This window comes from Vreelandella subterranea, from assembly GCF_900111305.1.
GTDB lineage: Bacteria > Pseudomonadota > Gammaproteobacteria > Pseudomonadales > Halomonadaceae > Vreelandella > Vreelandella subterranea.
On sequence record NZ_FOGS01000002.1, the window covers coordinates 345,803 to 361,858 of the forward strand.

Genomic DNA, 16,056 nt, shown 5'->3' on the forward strand with positions numbered 1-16,056 from the left:
TACCAATGAAACTGTTGCTATTAGAAGACGATGACTTGCTGGCCGAAAGCTTGGCAGAGAGTCTAAAAGACAACGGTTACCTGGTCGACGTGGCCCCCACTGTTAAGGCGGCCACGTCGTTCATGGCCACCGAAGAATACGCGCTTGCCATTCTCGATATTGGGCTGCCCGATGGCTCGGGGCTTGAGCTGCTCGCCCATTGGCGTAAGCAGAAACGTGCCACTCCTATTTTGATACTCACCGCGCGCGACACCTGGGAAGACAAGGTGGTTGGCTTGGAAACTGGCGCCGATGATTACCTGACCAAACCCTTCCACGAAGCCGAGCTGATGGCTCGCCTAAAGGCACTGCTGCGTAGGCAGTCTGGCCAGTTATCCCAAGTCATCACACTGAACGGGGTGTCTCTGGACGAAGCCGGTCAGCGCGTTTGCCGTGAAGACACCCCATGGCGTTCGCTGACTGCCACCGAGTTTCGGCTGCTGCGCTACCTGATGCACCACCCGGACCGCATTCACTCCAAGGAGCGCTTGCTGGAACAGCTTTACGCGTTGGAGCAAGACGCCCCCGCACCCAATCTGGTTGAGGTATACGTGGCTCGCCTGCGCCGGTATCTTGGCAAGCCAATCATCCAGACGCGCCGCGGCCAGGGATACGTTTTTGTTTCACGTTAATAAACGCAGCTTACAGTTTCGCCTGCTCGCCTGGCTGGGCGGTGTCGCGCTGCTGGTAGTCGGCCTGACCTGGCTACTGCACGGCGTATTCCTGCAAAATCTTGCCAAGGACTTTCTGGGCGAGCGCCTCAAGCGTGAAGCCGACCACGCGGTCGCACAGCTCGAACAAGACCGCCTGGCGGTTCCCACATCGCTAGCCTCGACAAGCGAAGCCTACCAGGTCTTTCATCACCTTTACGTGCTGCGCCTCAACGGAGAGATCAGCGCCTCAGACCCAGTCTGGCAACGACAACTTGCCCCACTACTTAACGGAAAAGGGGATGCACTGATCGAGGTAACGCGCGGCGAGCGACACTTATTGGTGTATCGCCAGCATTTCGAATGGCAAGGCGCCAACGGCGTGTTGCTGATTGGTGAGGATTTTTCCCAAGTCGAAGCAGGCCTAGCTACTTTGCACTGGTGGGTGGGCGGCATCGCTGCGGGCATGCTCGCGGTGCTGGTCACGCTCAATATGCTGGCCGTCAATCGCGGATTAAGGCCGCTTTGGCAACTGCGTTATCAATTGGAAGCATTGCAAGCGGGCGACCGCCAGCGCCTCTCGCTAAAAGCGCCCGACGAACTCGACGCGCTTGTTGCCCAGCTTAACCGCTTTATGGACGACATTGACCTGCGCCTTAAACGCTCACGTGAGTCGGTCGCTAACCTTTCCCACGCGCTGAAAACCCCGTTGGCCGCCGTTACCCAAGTACTAAGCGGCAACCGACCGATTGATGAAAACCGCCGACGGAAATTGCTGATGCGCATCGAGGACATCAACGCCCAGCTGGATGCTGAGCTGCGCCGTGCACGCATCGCAGGTCCTCATGCGGGTCGCATGACCCACCTGACCCGTGACAGTCAACGTCTGATGGAGATGTTTCGTAGCCTCTACTCTGAACAGTTGTTCGAGCTGACGCAGGCGATTGACGCGCGCGACCAAGTGCCGATCGATGCCCACGATTACGCCGAAATACTGGGCATCGTGCTGGATAACGCTGGCAAATGGGCCACCAGCGAGATTCGCTGCCACATTAGCACCTCATCAGACGCACTGACTTTAACGATTGACGATGACGGCCCCGGCGTTGCCGAAAGCGATATGGTGCGCCTCGGCGAGCGTGGCACCCGACTGGATGAGCACCACCCTGGCTATGGCCTGGGACTAGCTATTCTCTCACAGCTGGTAGCGCGTTATCACGGTCGCTGCCAGTTTGAGCACAGCCCGTTGGGTGGCCTTCGGGTCATCACCACATTGCCAATGACAGGCGTCACCTCCGCTTAACTGCTTTTTCAGCGTTGATTCAGCTTTCTCCCCCAAGATGATGTCATTCATCAGCGATGGGAGTTTTACATGACGCGTTCGGACATCATCACCCACCCACTTTCACGCCGCCAGGTGTTGAAAGGTAGCGCGGCACTTGGATTGGGTTCCGCCGCAGCGATGGGCTTAAGCCCCGCCTGGGCTAACCCTTGGGGACGCACAAATGTCTATTCAAAGGGCGTGGAAGAGGGGCCTAATGTGTCGCTGGCTATCCGACGCGAATCCATCCCGATTAATGGAAAAGAGGCTCGCCCGATTAGCCTCAACGGTACCAGTCCCGGCCCGCTGATACGCCTTAAGGAAGGTCAGGACGCTGTATTACGTGTCACCAACCTGCTCGACGAACCCACCTCAATCCACTGGCATGGCTTGATTCTACCGCCGGGCATGGACGGTGTACCGGGCGTCAGTTTTGCCGGTATTGAGCCAGGCCAAACCTTTACTTATCGTTTTCCTGTCCGTCAGAACGGCACTTATTGGTACCACAGCCATTCCGGCCTGCAGGAACAGCTTGGTCATGCCGGGCCGTTAATTATCGACGCCGCCGAGCGTGAACCCTTTCGCTACGACCGCGAGCACGTGCTGTTGCTGACCGACTGGACCTTTGAAGAGCCCATGTCGGTGTTTCGCAATCTCAAAACCATGGAAGGTTATTACAACTTTCAGGAACGCACGATTGCCGACTTCTTCGCCGACATACGCCAAAACGGCTTCGCCCAAACGGCCGAAATGCGCAGCATGTGGGCCAAGATGCGCATGAGCTCGCGGGATATCGCCGACGTAACCGGCAGCACCTACACCTACCTGCTCAACGGCCATTCTCCCGAGGAAAACTGGAACGCGCTGTTCAAGCCAGGCGAGCGTGTGCGCTTGCGGGTGATTAACGGCTCGGCAATGTCCTACTTCGATGTGCGCATCCCTGGCCTCAAGATGACCGTGGTGGCCGCCGACGGCCAGCCGGTGCAGCCCGTTCCCGTCGATGAGTTCCGCATCGGCGTTGCCGAAACCTACGATGTGGTGGTCGCACCCGAAGATGATCAGGCCTACACCATCTTCGCTGAGTCGATGGACCGCAGCGGCTACGCCCGCGCCACGCTGGCGCCGCGCGAAGGCATGCAGGCGGAGATCCCCAAGCGCCGTCAGATTGCCGACCGCGGCATGGAAGCCATGGGCGCTCACGGCATGGGGGGGATGGGCGGCATGGATCATTCCGGCATGTCGAATATGCAGGGGATGGATAACGCTAATATGGAGGAAATGGATCACTCGAGCATGTCAAACATGGGTGGGATGGATCATTCCAGCATGGAAGGCATGGACCATTCGGGCATGGGAGGTATGGCCAGCGAGCAGCGCAAAACACGCGAAAACGGCATGCTGGCGGCTGGTGAAGTACAGCCAGGCTCCCGCTACGGCCAGGCAGGTATTGGTATTGATCCCAACGAGCGCCGTGTGCTGGTTTATCGCGATCTGAAATCTTTCACTCCCTGGCCCGACCGTCGCGAACCCGGCCGTGAGCTTGAATTGCACCTTACCGGCAACATGGAGCGCTACATGTGGTCGTTCGACGGCCAGAAGTTCAGCGAGGTTTCCGGCCCTATTCACTTCGAAAAAGACGAACGCCTGCGCCTGATCCTGATCAACGACACCATGATGGAACATCCTATCCACCTCCACGGCATGTGGATGGAGCTGGAAAACGGCCAGGGTGAATTGATACCGCGCAAACACACCCTAAATGTGAAGCCCGGCGAGCGCGTGTCTGCGCTGATCACTGCGGACGCCGAGGGCAGTTGGGCGTTCCACTGCCACCTCCTCTACCACATGGATGCTGGCATGTTCCGCGTTGTTCAGGTTTCTTAAGGAGACAGTATGAAAATTAAGCGCTACGTAACCCTCGCCAGTGCCGCCCTTGGCATGACCGTCGCAACGGGCTCCCAAGCCGAAGACGGCTATGCGGCACCAGACAGTTGGCCCGCGCCCACTAAGGAACATAATATGGGCATGGCACTGTTTGACCGGCTTGAATACACCGTTCCCGACAAAGGTCAAGACGCCGTGGTATGGGACTTTCAAGGCTGGTACGGCGGTGACATTAACCGCGTTTACCTTAAATCGGAAGGCGAAAACGTTCAGGGTGACGGCGAAGATGCTGAGTTTGAGTCCCTAGAACTCCTCTATAGTCGCTTAGTGGCTGATTTTTGGGAGTTACAGGGGGGGATTGGTTACCAAGGCGGTGTCTTCTCCGATGATCACGCCGAACGTACTTATGGGGTGTTGGGCCTACAGGGAGTGATACCTTATGGCATCGAAACCGATGTTGCCATGCAAGTGAGTGAAGATGGTGATGTCGCCGCCAGTTTTGAAGGCGAATACGATCTGCGCCTAACACAGCGACTCTACCTACAGCCGCGCACCGAAATTGCCGTAGCCGCCAGCGAAGTTGAAGAATTTGGCGTGGGTGAAGGGCTTAACTCGGTGCGCGCTGGCCTGCGACTAGGCTATGAAGTGACTCGTCGTTTCGCCCCCTACATTGGTGCTTATTGGGAGAAAGAGTATGGCGATACAGCCGACCTTTCACGGGCCAGTGGCGACAATACGGAAGATACTGGGGTGGTTGCCGGTGTTAAACTGATGTTTTAGCGAACTCTGAACATAGATATTTTTTTAACGTCACCCAGTGGTGGCGTTTTTTTTATTTTTTATTTTTAAATTCAGCTTCATTTCAAAAAAGCCATCTAATATAACCATGTCATCAACCAGAGGAGTAACCACCATGAAAGTTAAATCAATTATCTTTGGGTCGCTTGTAGCCAGCATCCTTTCAACACCTGCATTGGCTAACTATGGGACAAACAACCAGGATCTACCTCTACTTGAAAGAGGCGTCTCTTCTACACAATTACTTGCCCAAGGCCAATCAAAAAGTTTCAGTATTAACATTCAAGAAGCGACTACGCTGAAGGTAGCAAGCGAGCACTTCCCAGGCGCAACCAGCGCTGGCAACCGTATCTCTGCTGTGCTTTATAATGCAGCAGGACAGCAGGTAGCAGAAGCATCCAGCCCACGTGGTCACTTTGAATTGGTCCGCCAACTGCAGCCAGGCAATTATCAACTTGAAGTGACAGGCAATGCACTAGGAGGCACTAAAGAAAGTGACAATAATCGCTATGAATTACATGTTGACTATTAATATATAGTCACTAACTTAAGATATGGGCCATTCTTTATGATGGCCCTTTTTATTTAACATATATTTCTCTCGCTGAAAAAAAAATTTTAACCATAGCTAGAATTATCAAAATAAAGGAGTAGCTATACTTGCCTGAGTGCTGCACAAAGGTTCTATGATTTTTTTAAATACCATGTTCTTAGCGAAGGAAAATCAATGCCAATATCAACACCCACTGCCTCAGCACGGGTTTACCGGATGAAAACCGCCGAGCATATGTGCCCGTTCGGTTTGAAGACAGTTGATCTTCTCAAGCGCAAGGGCTTTAAGGTTGACGACCATACCTTAACGTCTCGTGATGAAATCGATGCTTTCAAAGAACAGGAAAACGTCGATACGACGCCCCAAGTGTATATCGGTGATCAACGCATAGGTGGGTACGAAGAGCTACGCAAACATCTGGGAATGAGCGTTCCTAATGCAAAAAAAACCACTTATAGGCCAGTAATTGCTATTTTTGCTACTGCGCTGCTGATTGGCTTGGCGATTAGCTGGGCTACTCAGGGCACGCTGTTTACTGCGCGCATGCCGGAGTATGCCGTGGCCACGGCGATGGTGCTGCTCGGCCTGCAGAAGCTACAGGATGTCGAAAGTTTCAGTAGTATGTTTTTGAATTACGACCTATTGGCCCAGCGCTATGTCCCCTATAGCTATCTTTACCCCTATGCCGAGACAGTTGCAGGCATTTTAATGCTGGCCGGAACATTGGTGTGGCTGGCAGCGCCACTGGCGCTATTTGTTGGCACGGTGGGGGCAATCTCCGTCTTTAAAGCCGTCTATATCGACAAGCGTGAGCTTAAGTGTGCTTGCGTCGGCGGTAACAGCAATGTGCCGCTGGGCTTTGTATCGTTAACCGAGAATCTGGTAATGATCGCCATGGGACTGTGGATGCCATTACGTATGCTGGTAGGTTAAGCCCGCCACTTTCTTACGCCAAAGCATGCTCTGGGTCAGATAATTAACTGGCATATATTCAGGTTGTGTTCAGCTAATTCAACCAGACTTGTTTAGCACTTATCCGACGCTTGCCTGAGGCGAAAAACCTGAACGCTTTGGGCTTCATTCCTAGGAGTGTTTGTATGGCTGACCAGGATAGAAAGCCAAAGTACGAAGAAGGGAGCCTCTCTCTCATCGGTGCCGTAGCGCTAGGCACGGGGGTCATGATCGGGGCGGGTATTTTTGCCTTAACTGGACAGATGGCAGAAATGACCGGCCCTCTATTTCCCCTAGCTTTTTTAGCCGCCGCGATGATTGTTTCTTGTAGCGCTTACTCTTATGTCAAAATGTCCAATACCTACCCATCCGCCGGGGGGATTGGCATGTATCTGCAAAAAGCGTATGGGTCAACGCTCCCTACCGCTTTCCATGCGCTATTGATGTATTTTTCCATGGTCATTGCGCAGAGCTTTTTAGCGAGAACGTTCGGTTCTTACACTCTGGAGCTATTTGAGCTAGGCGATCGCACTCTGTTTGTTCCACTGCTTGGTGTGGGCTTGTTGCTAGCGGCTTTTTTGATCAATTTATCTGCCAATAAGTTGATCGAGACAGTCGCCTCAGTGCTGGGTTTCATAAAAATTGGTGGCATCATCGTGTTTGGTGTTGTCGGTGTTTTTATTGCCGATTCTATCGACATGGGGACTGGTGGGGATGCGCCCCCCCCCACTCTCTCAGGTTTCTTGGGCGCGACGGCATTGGGTATTTTGGCTTTCAAAGGTTTCACGACCATTACCAATAGCGGTTCGGAGCTGAAAAATCCAAAGCGCAACCTGGGCAAGGCCATCATGATCTCAATCGCGCTGTGCGTGGTGATATATGCGCTTGTAGGCTTTGCCGTTGCCAGTAACCTATCGCTATCCGAGATTATCGAAACTCAAGATTACTCCCTGGCGGCTGCCGCCCGCCCCGCGCTGGGTGAAGCCGCGGTTGGCTTTACCGTCATCCTCGCCATGCTGGCCACTGCGGGCGGGATTATTGCCAGCGTCTTTGCCGTTTCTCGCATGCTCGCCATGCTTACAGAAATGAAACTGGTACCGCATCGCCATTTCCACATGCCCGGTAGCCTGCAAAAACATACGTTGGTCTACACGATCGTGCTCGGCTTGGTGCTGACCGCCTTCTTTGACCTTAGCCGAATCGCGGCGCTCGGCATTATTTTTTACCTGATCATGGATATCGCCATCCATTGGGGAGTTTTGCGCCATCTCAGGAAAAGCGTGGGCGCTAACGCGATTATTCCGACCATTGCCATCCTGTTAGATGTCCTTGTACTGGGTGGTTTTGTTTGGGTAAAAGCTATTGCCGACCCACTGGTACTTATCGTTGCCGTTACAGTGATGGCCGCGCTGCTAATCGGCGAGTGGCTATTTCTTGCTAACAGCAACAGCTCAACCGACAGCCACCACACGCACTCTCATTAATCACAGCGGCACAAGGAGCAAATGAATGGAGATTAAAACGTTTGGCGATCTAATCGATTGGACACGACAATTACATGCCCATCTTGCCGAGTGTTTGGCTCACTGCGCGAATCAGCACGAGGAAGAACGCGCGCAAATGCTGCTTAACTATCTGTCTCTTCATGAGGCAGAGATGCAGCGTGTAATTGCTAGCTTTGAAGGGACCGCAAGCGTTAACGTGCTTCATACTTATGTCTACGATTACCTCTCTCATCAGCCTATTCGCAGCCACCGAACCTGCGATGCGCCCTATTCCACGCTAGGAGCTGATGCTATCTGCAAAGAAGTACTGGATTTCCATGATCAAGCCATCAGTTTATATCGCAGCCTGATCGGCAGAGCCGAAATCCGAGAAGCCAAGGAACTGCTGGAAACACTTCTCGATTTAGAGGAGCACGAGGCTATGCGTCTATCTCGGCAAACTGAAAGAATGCACGATATCTAATAGAATAGTACATCTAAAAAAATGCCCCACTGCCTAGCTGCACAGTGGGGCATTAGTTATTAACGGCTTACATCATACGTTTAAGCTCGCCGTAATCACCTTTAATACGCAGCTTAACGGTTACCTCCTGTTCATTTCGGTTACGGAAGAACCAGCCATGGTTCCCCGTAAAGGCAGCTTCCAATTCCCCCTCATCCTCAGGAACGCCACGTCCTTTTTCGTAGCTGATGGAATTACCACCGCCATCACCGTGGGTGTCAAAATTGACTGGCCCGCCTTCAGATGACCAAGCAAAGGTCGCAATAGAGCCTTCATCCATCGTCAACTTGTACTCGGTGCCCTCTCCGGGAGCAAGCGAGAAGCTTACTTCTTCACGCCACGCTGCCTCAGACGATATCTCGCCTTCGGTGAGTGTCGTATCAGATGTGACATTGGCCACATCATCACTCGCTTCGAGCTGAGCCTCGTGCGACGTCTCATCAGCGGAAGGTGCCGATGCCACCTGTTCCTCAGCCGGTTCAGGGCTTTCATTTACCTCTTCGACAATGCGTATTTCAGCGGGCTGGTTGGTTTGCTCGAGGCCTTGTGCCGAGTTGGCGTTGGCTTGGTCCTGAATTCAAGCAATAAGAGCAGCACCTGCGGTATCCAAGGCTCCTGAGTACTCCCCAGGAACACCTGTGCCGGTGTCCGATATCCTAGTCGTTTTCGGGGGCGATCATTCAGGTTCTTGACCACCCTGCGTAACTCGACATCGGTGACCTGTTGAAAGTCCGTTCCCTTGGGGAAGTACTGCCGTATCAGGCCATTGGTGTTTTCATTGGTCCCACGCTGACCGGAACAGTGGGGGGCGCAGAAGTAAATCGCTGCCGTTACCGCCTGGGCTACGGTATCGTGATCAGCGAACTCCGAGCCGTTGTCCATGGTGATGGTGCTGGACAGCACCCCGGCGAGGCTTAAGCAGCCGGATCATGGCTTTTTGCGTCAGCTCCGCTGAGAGCTTGGGCAATCGTGCTGCCAGCAGATAGCCGCTACGTCGATCGACCAGCGTCACCAGGCCAGATTGTTTGTGCCCCTGGACCACGGTGTCCCCCTCCCAGTGCCCAATAAAGCGCCTGTCATCGACCTCAGCGGGACGATGCTCGATACCCATACGGTTGGGAATCTTGCCGAGCCCTGCGCTCTTTGCCTGGGCACGGTGCTTGCTGCGTCGCTTGGGCTGGCGGAGATGCTGCCAGAGATCGCCACCACGAGCCTTATCATCCCAGATCAAGGCGTAGATCCACTGGTGACTGACGCCTACGCCATACAAGGGCACCATGAAACCGCTGATCTGCTCCGGGCTCCATTCCTCCCGCAGCCGGTCGGCGACGGCGGCGATCATGCTGGGTAAGCGCTTCGTCCACTTCCAGGCAGTGCGTCGCCGATGATCACTGCGGACTCGCCTGCTCTGGATCGTAGCCGCTGGTGGTAGCGTTGCGGCGCAGTTCACGGCTGATCGTACTGTTGTGGATACCAAGCTCTCTGGCGATCTGACGTCGGCTCATGCCCAGGTCATGACGGGCATATATTTGGTATCGTTGGGTCTGGGTTATATCCCATGCTCTGCTTCACTTTGGTCGGTGAGCCGAGAAGGGTACCGGCGCTGACCCTCCCGCCTCTACCTCGTGGTCCAAAGTGGTGCAGTTATTCTATGAATCCAGGCTGAAGGCTTTCATCAAAGAAGCTTCGCAAGGGAGGTTTTCCTTATTAGGGTTAGGGCGCTTGAACGTATGGGCCTCCCTGGATAGTGACCAGCTGATTTTTGGATGAGACATGCCCAATCATCGTGTCAATTTAAGGTTTAGAAGGACGGCATCATAGCTGAGTGAGACGGAACGCCTAATCTAAAAAGTGCACCTTATGAAAAGCACAAGTTGAAATGAGTCTCCCCATCTCATTGACAGGGGACTGCTTTTCTCAACCTACATATCAGCGCTCAATGGGCCTCTTGTGTGAATGTCACGACCGCTGAGATAAGGGCAAAACCAACTCTTTATAAATGTCTTCGATACTCCCCTCTTCTATGCCGCTACTTTGTGGTTCCTGCTCTTGCTTCGGATTGAGAGGTGTTATAAGCCCGCTGGACGATGCCAGTACGGTGCTGAGCTGCTCATAATCGATGGTTATATTATCGACATTGTATTGGTTGAGACGTGTCATGGTGTCTGACAGTGCGGCCATGCTGTGCTCTTCTTCTCCAAGCGGCGGAAATGCTTGAATCAGCGTCTGTCCGTCTTCCCAACCGATTTTAATAGGCTGATTGATGATGTTGACTTGGGTGCCGGGAGGAATGCGGTCAAATATAGATTCGATGTCTTTGGGTAACATGCGAATACAGCCTCGGCTTGCGCGCATGCCAATCCCGTCTGGCTGATTGGTACCATGAATCAAATAGCCATCGAAGCCTAGGATGATGGCATGGTCTCCTAACGGATTATCGGGGCCGGGCGGCACAACGCTTGGCGCGGTTTCGCCGCGTGCTTCCGCTTCGCGTTTTACCGACTCAGGCGGGTACCAGGCAGGATTTTTAATATTCATTGTGGTCTCGGTCACACCGAGAGGAGTATCAAAGCCTTCGCGACCAATGCCAATAGGATAGGTCTCAACGCGCGGTGTCTCACCGTTTTTGACATCTGGGTAGTAGTAAAGCCGCAGCTCGGCGATATTGATGACGATCCCAGTACGCTCGACATTCGGCAGAATGAAACGTCCTGGAATAGTTACTTCCGTGCCCACCCCTGGTACCCAGATGCTGACCTCTGGATTTGCCCGGGTCATCTCCAAATAGCCAAGGTTGTGACGCCTGGCAATATCTATCAAGGTATCGTCGTAATCCTTCACGACGAAGGTGTCAGCCTCGCCGATAATATTGCCTTCCTCAGGTAGCGGGTAGTGCCCATTGGGCCATTCCGTCTCCTGGGTAGTGGCGGGTTGTGCCGCGATGGCGACAGGGAGCCATGCCAAAGATGAAACCATCACACTCATGATGAAGCCCATCTGCATTGGCGATCGGAGGAGTCTCTTAAGTATTGCTGCGTTATTTACCGAGAGCATCGCTAGGTTCCTTTTTCATCTAATGCGTCGTTTTTTGATCGAGATAAGTTAAGTGGTAATCCGAGCAGCGTCAGCAAGGCAGCGAGTATCCAAGCGGGCCCGCTACCGGTGCGTGCGAAAGGAGTTAGGCCCTGCATCGGGGTCACCTCGCCAGTTAAACTGGCCTGTTCAAACTGTGGGGCACGGGCTGTGACGTGACCTTGTGAATCGATGATGGCCGTCACGCCATTACTGGTAGCTCGAAGTAGGTGACGACCATTTTCAAGGGCACGTAGACGCGCCATTTGAAGATGTTGGTGTGGGCCAATGGAGCGCCCAAACCACGTATCGTTGGAAACCGTTAATAGCAGCTCGGCATTACGCGCCTGTTGGGCGACATGGTCGGCAAAAATGATCTCGTAACAGATGGCAGTGCCAATGGTAGTTCCAGCCACGTGTAACGGAGCCTGTACGTCTGACCCAGGGGTCAGGCGGGGTGCTGGCAAGTCGAAAAAAGCAAGGGTGTCAGCGAGGAGGCTTTGGAATGGCAAATACTCGCCAAAGGGTACTAAGTGCGCTTTCTGGTATTCGCCTTGCACATCATTTAGCCCTATGACGCTGTTATAAGAGCGCCCTTCACCATCGCGTTGCAAAATGCCAGTTAACAAGGCGGTGTCAGGCCCCAGGTCTGACGCTACTTGCTCAAGTATTCGCTGTGCTTCCTGCTCAAGCATGGGAAGGGCTGCCTCGGGCCAAACGATGAGATCGATATCCTTTGCTTGCTCCCGTGTCATCGCCGTGTAGATACTGATCGCCTCGCGCTGCCCTTGTGCAGTCCACTTAATGCGCTGATCAAGATTCCCTTGCAGCAATGCCACCTGGATGGGCTTGCCAGCCGGGGTTGTCCATTGGGCGGGCAATAGGAATGGAACGATCCACAGGCCAGCCATTGGGACGAGAAAAACCCAGCGGCGACGCAGTACCTCTACCCCTAACGTGCCTGTCAGCGCGGTAATGAGTGACAGCAAGTACACACCACCAACGGGCGCCCATGGGGCTAATGGAGAATCTATCTGAGAGGTGCCTAACAATAACCAGGGGAAGCCGGTGAACAACCAGGTGCGTAGCCATTCGCTCATCACCCACATACCGGCAAAGCTAAGAAAGGCTAACCGTGGCCCCGCGATGCGTCGATAGAGCCCAAAGGGGATTGCAAAGAAGAGCGCCAGAGCGCTGACAAAAAGAGTGGTGAGGAGCATCGCCACCAAGGCCCCGGTGCCACCGAAATCGTGAATAGCAACGAAGACCCACGATGTGCCAGAACCGAACAGGCCTACCCCATAGCACCACCCACGCAGGGTGGCCATGGCGGGCGTTAGCGACTGTATCTTCCAATAGACCAGTGCCACGGCCACTGGGCCAAGCCACCATAGGGAAAAGGGGGCGGCACTCAAGGTGGTCAATACCCCAGCGGCGAGCGCTACAACGCAATCGACTATTGGTGAAAGTCGCCCAGCAAAAAGCGTATATTTTTTTTCTTGATCGAGCGAATCCATATCGTTACTCAGTGCGCTTAAAAGCAGGACGCTCACGCCATAACGCCACTGCGTATATCATTACACCTATCAATAACGCGATATCGGCCATGTTAAAGGCGGGCCAATGCCATTCGCCCCAGTAAACGTCCAGATAGTCGACGACGTACCCACGCGCTAAGCGATCAACGGTATTACCGAGTGCGCCGCCAAGAATCAAACTGTACGCACAGGCCTCCAAGCGCGGCAGGGGTTTGCATAGCTGCACGAGCAATACGACGATGACCACCAACGCTAAACCAAGAAAGAGGTAGCGCTGCCAACCACCTGCCTCCGCGAGAAAGCTAAAAGCGGCTCCTGTATTACCGGTGTATACCCAGTTAAAAAACGGCGTTAGCGGGATGACTTGGCCAAACGACATCTGGGCATGCACGATTTCTTTGACAAGTTGATCGGCTAGAGCCATCACGCAAGCGAGTGTGAACCATGGCCAACGACGTGAAGGACTATCGTTTGGCGCTGTTCTCATGACGTTGTTTTTCCTTGAGACAGGCCTGTCAACGCGGTATTGGGCGAAAAGCGGTAACCCAGCAGTCGCATGGCGTTCAACGTCACCAGAACGGTAGCACCGGTATCGGCCATCACCGCAATCCACATACCGGTAATACCCAGAGCCGTCGTGACTAGGAAAATGGCTTTTAAGCCAAGGGCGAGAACAACGTTGGTTTTCACATTGCGCAGCGTGGCACGAGAGAGGTCTATCAGCTCAGCGATGCCGGTAACGCGGTTCTTGAGCAAGGCTGCATCGGCGGTTTCCAACGCCACATCCGTGCCGCCCCCCATGGCGATACCGACATCGGCTGCCGCGAGCGCCGGTGCATCGTTGATGCCATCACCTACTTTACCGATGGGGCCACGGCCTGCCGCTTGCCAGTCTCGAACATAGGCTGCCTTGTCTTCAGGCATCAGTTCGCCGTACGCTTCAATGCCTAAGCGACCCCCAGTGGCAGCGACGGTGCGGGCATTATCACCGCTGAGCATGACCGCCTGTACGCCTAAACGCGATAGCGCCGCTAGGCCTTCAAGGGCATCTTCGCGTGGCTCATCGCGAACAGCGATCAAGCCCAACAAACGCTCGCCTTCGACGAGGAGAGCGAGGCTCTTGCCGGCTTCTTCTAACGCGACAATCCGAGCACTGAGACTTTCATCAAGGATGACCTGCTCGTGAAGGTGACGAGGCGTTATTAAGCTCAGCTCGCGACCCTCCACCTGGCCTGAGATACCGCGCCCCGCCAGAGCGCGGCTGCCGGTGGCGGTGGGGAGGTTTAGGCCCGACTGTCGGGCATGCTCAACGATAGCCGTGGCGATAGGGTGACTGGAATCTCGCTCTATCGCGGCGGCAAGCCGTAATACATCGTCATCGTTTCCCTCGGTGATCCAAGATTCCACATCCGTGACTCTTGGGGTACCCGCAGTCAGGGTGCCCGTCTTGTCTAATGCCACCAAACGAAGCTTACCTAACTGTTCAAGAACGGCTCCCCCTTTGATCAGTAGGCCGCGCCGAGCGCCCGCCGAGAGACCTGCGGCGATGGCGGCTGGGGTAGAAATGACCAACGCGCAGGGGCATGCGATTAACAGCAATGCTAACGCACGGTAAATCGACTCCGACCATGCCATGGTCGATACCAGCGGTGGCACTATCGCCATCAGGAGGGCGAGTAAGACGACGGCGGGCATATAGTAATACGCAAAACGATCAATGAAGCGTGCTATCGGTGCCTTGGCGGCCTGTGCTTCTTCAACTAGGCGAATAACGCGTGCGATCGTATTGTCATCAGCGCCTCGTGTTACCTCCACTTCCAGGGCGGCATCAAGATTCACTGTGCCAGCAAAAATGTCATCACCAGGCGCTCGCGAACGGGGGATGGACTCGCCGTTTACCGGCGACTCGTCAAGGTCGGACGTGCCCACCAGGATGCGTCCATCGCAAGGAACGCGATCACCGGGCCGCACCAGCACACGCTGACCGGGTTTAAGTGACTCCGCCGAGACGTCACGCAGATGGCCATTGTCCATCAGCCTCGCCGTTGAGGGTGTTAAATTTGCCAAGGCTGAGATACTGCGGCGCGCCCGTGAAGCAGCTACCCCTTCGAGTAGCTCACCTACGGCGAACAAGAACACGACCATCGCAGCTTCAGCGGCAGCATCGATGGCCAATGCGCCAAGCGCAGCGATGCACATCAGCATCTCGATGGTAAAGGGATTGCGCATCTTGAGAGCGCCCCAGGCACTCTGCGCAATGGGCATTAAGCCGACCAGCGTGGCCAAAATGAAAGGCATATTACCCAGCGCAGGCCATGCCAAACGAAGCGCGAAGGCCACTATCAGCAGATTGCCTGTGATAATGACCAAGCGCCCTTTAGCGGTTTGCCACCAAGAGGGTGAAGCACCAGATGCGCGTGTTTGGCCATCATGGGAAGCCACTTGATAGCCTAGTTCGTTCAGGATGCCATCAATGGTTTTTCGCGAGGGGGCCCCGTGATCGTGGTGGTGAATCTTCACCGATCCCGTGACCGAGCTTGCCGTGACTTCCTCAATGCCTTCCAGCCGCTCTAGCGCCGACACAACCTTGCGCTCACAACCGCCGCAGTCCATGCCTTCAACACGCAGCGTCAAGGTGGTAGGCGCTGTTGTCGGCGTTGATGTTTTCATGGTGCCTCTCCTCCCAATGGGCTATGGTTTTGAAGTGTAAACCTTGTAGCAACTACAGCTTCAAGCCCTGCATAAGGAGTTTTACCATGTCAATGATGGGGCAAAGTATCAGCATTGGTGAGTTAGCACGACGAGCCGATTGCAAACCTGAAACGGTTCGTTATTACGAGCGTATTGGGCTGCTGCGCGATGCGACACGAACCGGCGGGGGGCAACGCCGCTATGGAGAAGACGCAGTACGGCGTTTGACCTTCATTCGCCATGCCCGAGACTTTGGCTTTTCGGTGGAGTCAGTGCGAGAGCTTTTGGCCATGTCAGATCAACCTGATATGTCTTGCCAAGAAGTCGATGCCATCGCCACGCATCACCTAAAGAAAGTGGAGTCCCGCCTTCGACGTCTGTCCGCACTGCGTGAGGAGCTTCAACGGATGGTCACGCAGTGTGCCGGTGGCAAAGTGGAAAGCTGCCGAATTATTGAGGTCATCAGTGATCATCAGCTCTGTGTCACTGAAAACTCGCATGGAGGGGCTCACGACTTGGGTTAGAATCAACGTGACTCTCCCCTCCCAATGG

The 16,056-nt window shown here is 54.4% G+C and carries 14 protein-coding genes and 1 pseudogene; 9 read left to right on the forward strand and 6 right to left on the reverse strand.

Features of this window, described 5'->3' with window-relative positions; genetic code table 11:
* Window positions 1-5 precede the first annotated feature (5 nt).
* The 8 genes from BMX75_RS04460 (at window position 6) to BMX75_RS04490 (ending at window position 8,164) form a co-directional block, all read left to right on the forward strand.
* Window positions 6-671 (forward strand): response regulator transcription factor, encoded by a 666-nt coding sequence (locus BMX75_RS04460; RefSeq protein WP_085920390.1) that lies wholly within the window; start codon window positions 6-8, stop codon window positions 669-671.
* The gene (locus tag BMX75_RS04465; protein WP_085920389.1) at window positions 658-1,992 is read left to right on the forward strand and encodes an ATP-binding protein; all 1,335 of its coding nucleotides are present in this window, start codon (window positions 658-660) and stop codon (window positions 1,990-1,992) included. The genes BMX75_RS04460 and BMX75_RS04465 overlap by 14 nt, the downstream gene beginning before the upstream one ends.
* Window positions 1,993-2,061: 69 nt before the next feature.
* A complete protein-coding gene (locus BMX75_RS04470; protein ID WP_085920388.1) occupies window positions 2,062-3,894 on the forward strand; it encodes a copper resistance system multicopper oxidase in 1,833 nt (610 codons plus the stop codon).
* Window positions 3,895-3,903: 9 nt separating this feature from the next.
* Window positions 3,904-4,674, forward strand: a complete 771-nt coding sequence (locus tag BMX75_RS04475) for a copper resistance protein B (protein ID WP_085920387.1) — start codon at window positions 3,904-3,906, stop codon at window positions 4,672-4,674.
* Window positions 4,675-4,807: 133 nt separating this feature from the next.
* A complete protein-coding gene (locus tag BMX75_RS17935) occupies window positions 4,808-5,224 on the forward strand; it encodes a hypothetical protein (RefSeq protein WP_085920386.1) in 417 nt (138 codons plus the stop codon).
* A gap of 195 nt (window positions 5,225-5,419) precedes the next feature.
* On the forward strand, window positions 5,420-6,178 hold the full coding sequence (locus BMX75_RS04480; RefSeq protein ID WP_085920385.1) for a glutaredoxin family protein: 759 nt from the start codon (window positions 5,420-5,422) through the stop codon (window positions 6,176-6,178).
* 164 nt (window positions 6,179-6,342) lie between these two features.
* Window positions 6,343-7,680, forward strand: a complete 1,338-nt coding sequence (locus BMX75_RS04485) for an APC family permease (protein ID WP_085920384.1) — start codon at window positions 6,343-6,345, stop codon at window positions 7,678-7,680.
* A 25-nt stretch (window positions 7,681-7,705) separates the two neighbouring features.
* Complete coding sequence (locus BMX75_RS04490) at window positions 7,706-8,164, forward strand: ATPase (protein WP_085920383.1); 459 nt, start codon at window positions 7,706-7,708, stop codon at window positions 8,162-8,164.
* A gap of 67 nt (window positions 8,165-8,231) precedes the next feature.
* On the opposite strand, the gene BMX75_RS04495 is transcribed toward BMX75_RS04490, so the two are convergent.
* The 6 genes and pseudogenes from BMX75_RS04495 to BMX75_RS04520 form a co-directional block, all read right to left on the reverse strand.
* Complete coding sequence (locus tag BMX75_RS04495) at window positions 8,232-8,666, reverse strand: hypothetical protein (RefSeq protein ID WP_245748343.1); 435 nt, start codon at window positions 8,664-8,666, stop codon at window positions 8,232-8,234.
* Window positions 8,667-8,780: 114 nt separating this feature from the next.
* Window positions 8,781-9,756: pseudogene (locus BMX75_RS18380) on the reverse strand (IS30 family transposase).
* Between the two features lie 406 nt (window positions 9,757-10,162).
* Window positions 10,163-11,206: a L,D-transpeptidase family protein gene (locus tag BMX75_RS04505; RefSeq protein WP_085920377.1), complete on the reverse strand. Its 1,044-nt coding sequence runs from the start codon at window positions 11,204-11,206 to the stop codon at window positions 10,163-10,165.
* Window positions 11,207-11,259: 53 nt separating this feature from the next.
* The gene (gene lnt, locus BMX75_RS04510; protein WP_085920376.1) at window positions 11,260-12,792 is read right to left on the reverse strand and encodes an apolipoprotein N-acyltransferase; all 1,533 of its coding nucleotides are present in this window, start codon (window positions 12,790-12,792) and stop codon (window positions 11,260-11,262) included.
* 4 nt (window positions 12,793-12,796) lie between these two features.
* Window positions 12,797-13,300: a signal peptidase II gene (lspA, locus tag BMX75_RS04515; protein WP_085920375.1), complete on the reverse strand. Its 504-nt coding sequence runs from the start codon at window positions 13,298-13,300 to the stop codon at window positions 12,797-12,799.
* On the reverse strand, window positions 13,297-15,483 hold the full coding sequence (locus BMX75_RS04520; protein WP_092825633.1) for a heavy metal translocating P-type ATPase: 2,187 nt from the start codon (window positions 15,481-15,483) through the stop codon (window positions 13,297-13,299). The genes lspA and BMX75_RS04520 overlap by 4 nt, the downstream gene beginning before the upstream one ends.
* An 86-nt stretch (window positions 15,484-15,569) precedes the next feature.
* On the opposite strand from BMX75_RS04520, the gene BMX75_RS04525 reads away from it, so the two are divergent.
* Window positions 15,570-16,028 (forward strand): MerR family transcriptional regulator, encoded by a 459-nt coding sequence (locus BMX75_RS04525; RefSeq protein WP_092825635.1) that lies wholly within the window; start codon window positions 15,570-15,572, stop codon window positions 16,026-16,028.
* The last annotated feature ends 28 nt before the right edge of the window (window positions 16,029-16,056 follow it).

Excerpts from the sequence above, each read along its gene's own strand:
- BMX75_RS04460 (WP_085920390.1), top strand. The coding sequence starts at position 6 with ATGAAACTGTTGCTATTAGAAGACGATGACTTGCTGGCCGAAAGCTTG.
- BMX75_RS04470 (WP_085920388.1), top strand. The coding sequence starts at position 2,062 with ATGACGCGTTCGGACATCATCACCCACCCACTTTCACGCCGCCAGGTG.
- BMX75_RS04475 (WP_085920387.1), top strand. The coding sequence starts at position 3,904 with ATGAAAATTAAGCGCTACGTAACCCTCGCCAGTGCCGCCCTTGGCATG.
- BMX75_RS17935 (WP_085920386.1), top strand. The coding sequence starts at position 4,808 with ATGAAAGTTAAATCAATTATCTTTGGGTCGCTTGTAGCCAGCATCCTT.
- BMX75_RS04480 (WP_085920385.1), top strand. The coding sequence starts at position 5,420 with ATGCCAATATCAACACCCACTGCCTCAGCACGGGTTTACCGGATGAAA.
- BMX75_RS04485 (WP_085920384.1), top strand. The coding sequence starts at position 6,343 with ATGGCTGACCAGGATAGAAAGCCAAAGTACGAAGAAGGGAGCCTCTCT.
- BMX75_RS04490 (WP_085920383.1), top strand. The coding sequence starts at position 7,706 with ATGGAGATTAAAACGTTTGGCGATCTAATCGATTGGACACGACAATTA.
- BMX75_RS04505 (WP_085920377.1), bottom strand. The coding sequence starts at position 11,206 with ATGCAGATGGGCTTCATCATGAGTGTGATGGTTTCATCTTTGGCATGG.
- lnt (WP_085920376.1), bottom strand. The coding sequence starts at position 12,792 with ATGGATTCGCTCGATCAAGAAAAAAAATATACGCTTTTTGCTGGGCGA.
- lspA (WP_085920375.1), bottom strand. The coding sequence starts at position 13,300 with ATGAGAACAGCGCCAAACGATAGTCCTTCACGTCGTTGGCCATGGTTC.
- BMX75_RS04520 (WP_092825633.1), bottom strand. The coding sequence starts at position 15,483 with ATGAAAACATCAACGCCGACAACAGCGCCTACCACCTTGACGCTGCGT.
- BMX75_RS04525 (WP_092825635.1), top strand. The coding sequence starts at position 15,570 with ATGTCAATGATGGGGCAAAGTATCAGCATTGGTGAGTTAGCACGACGA.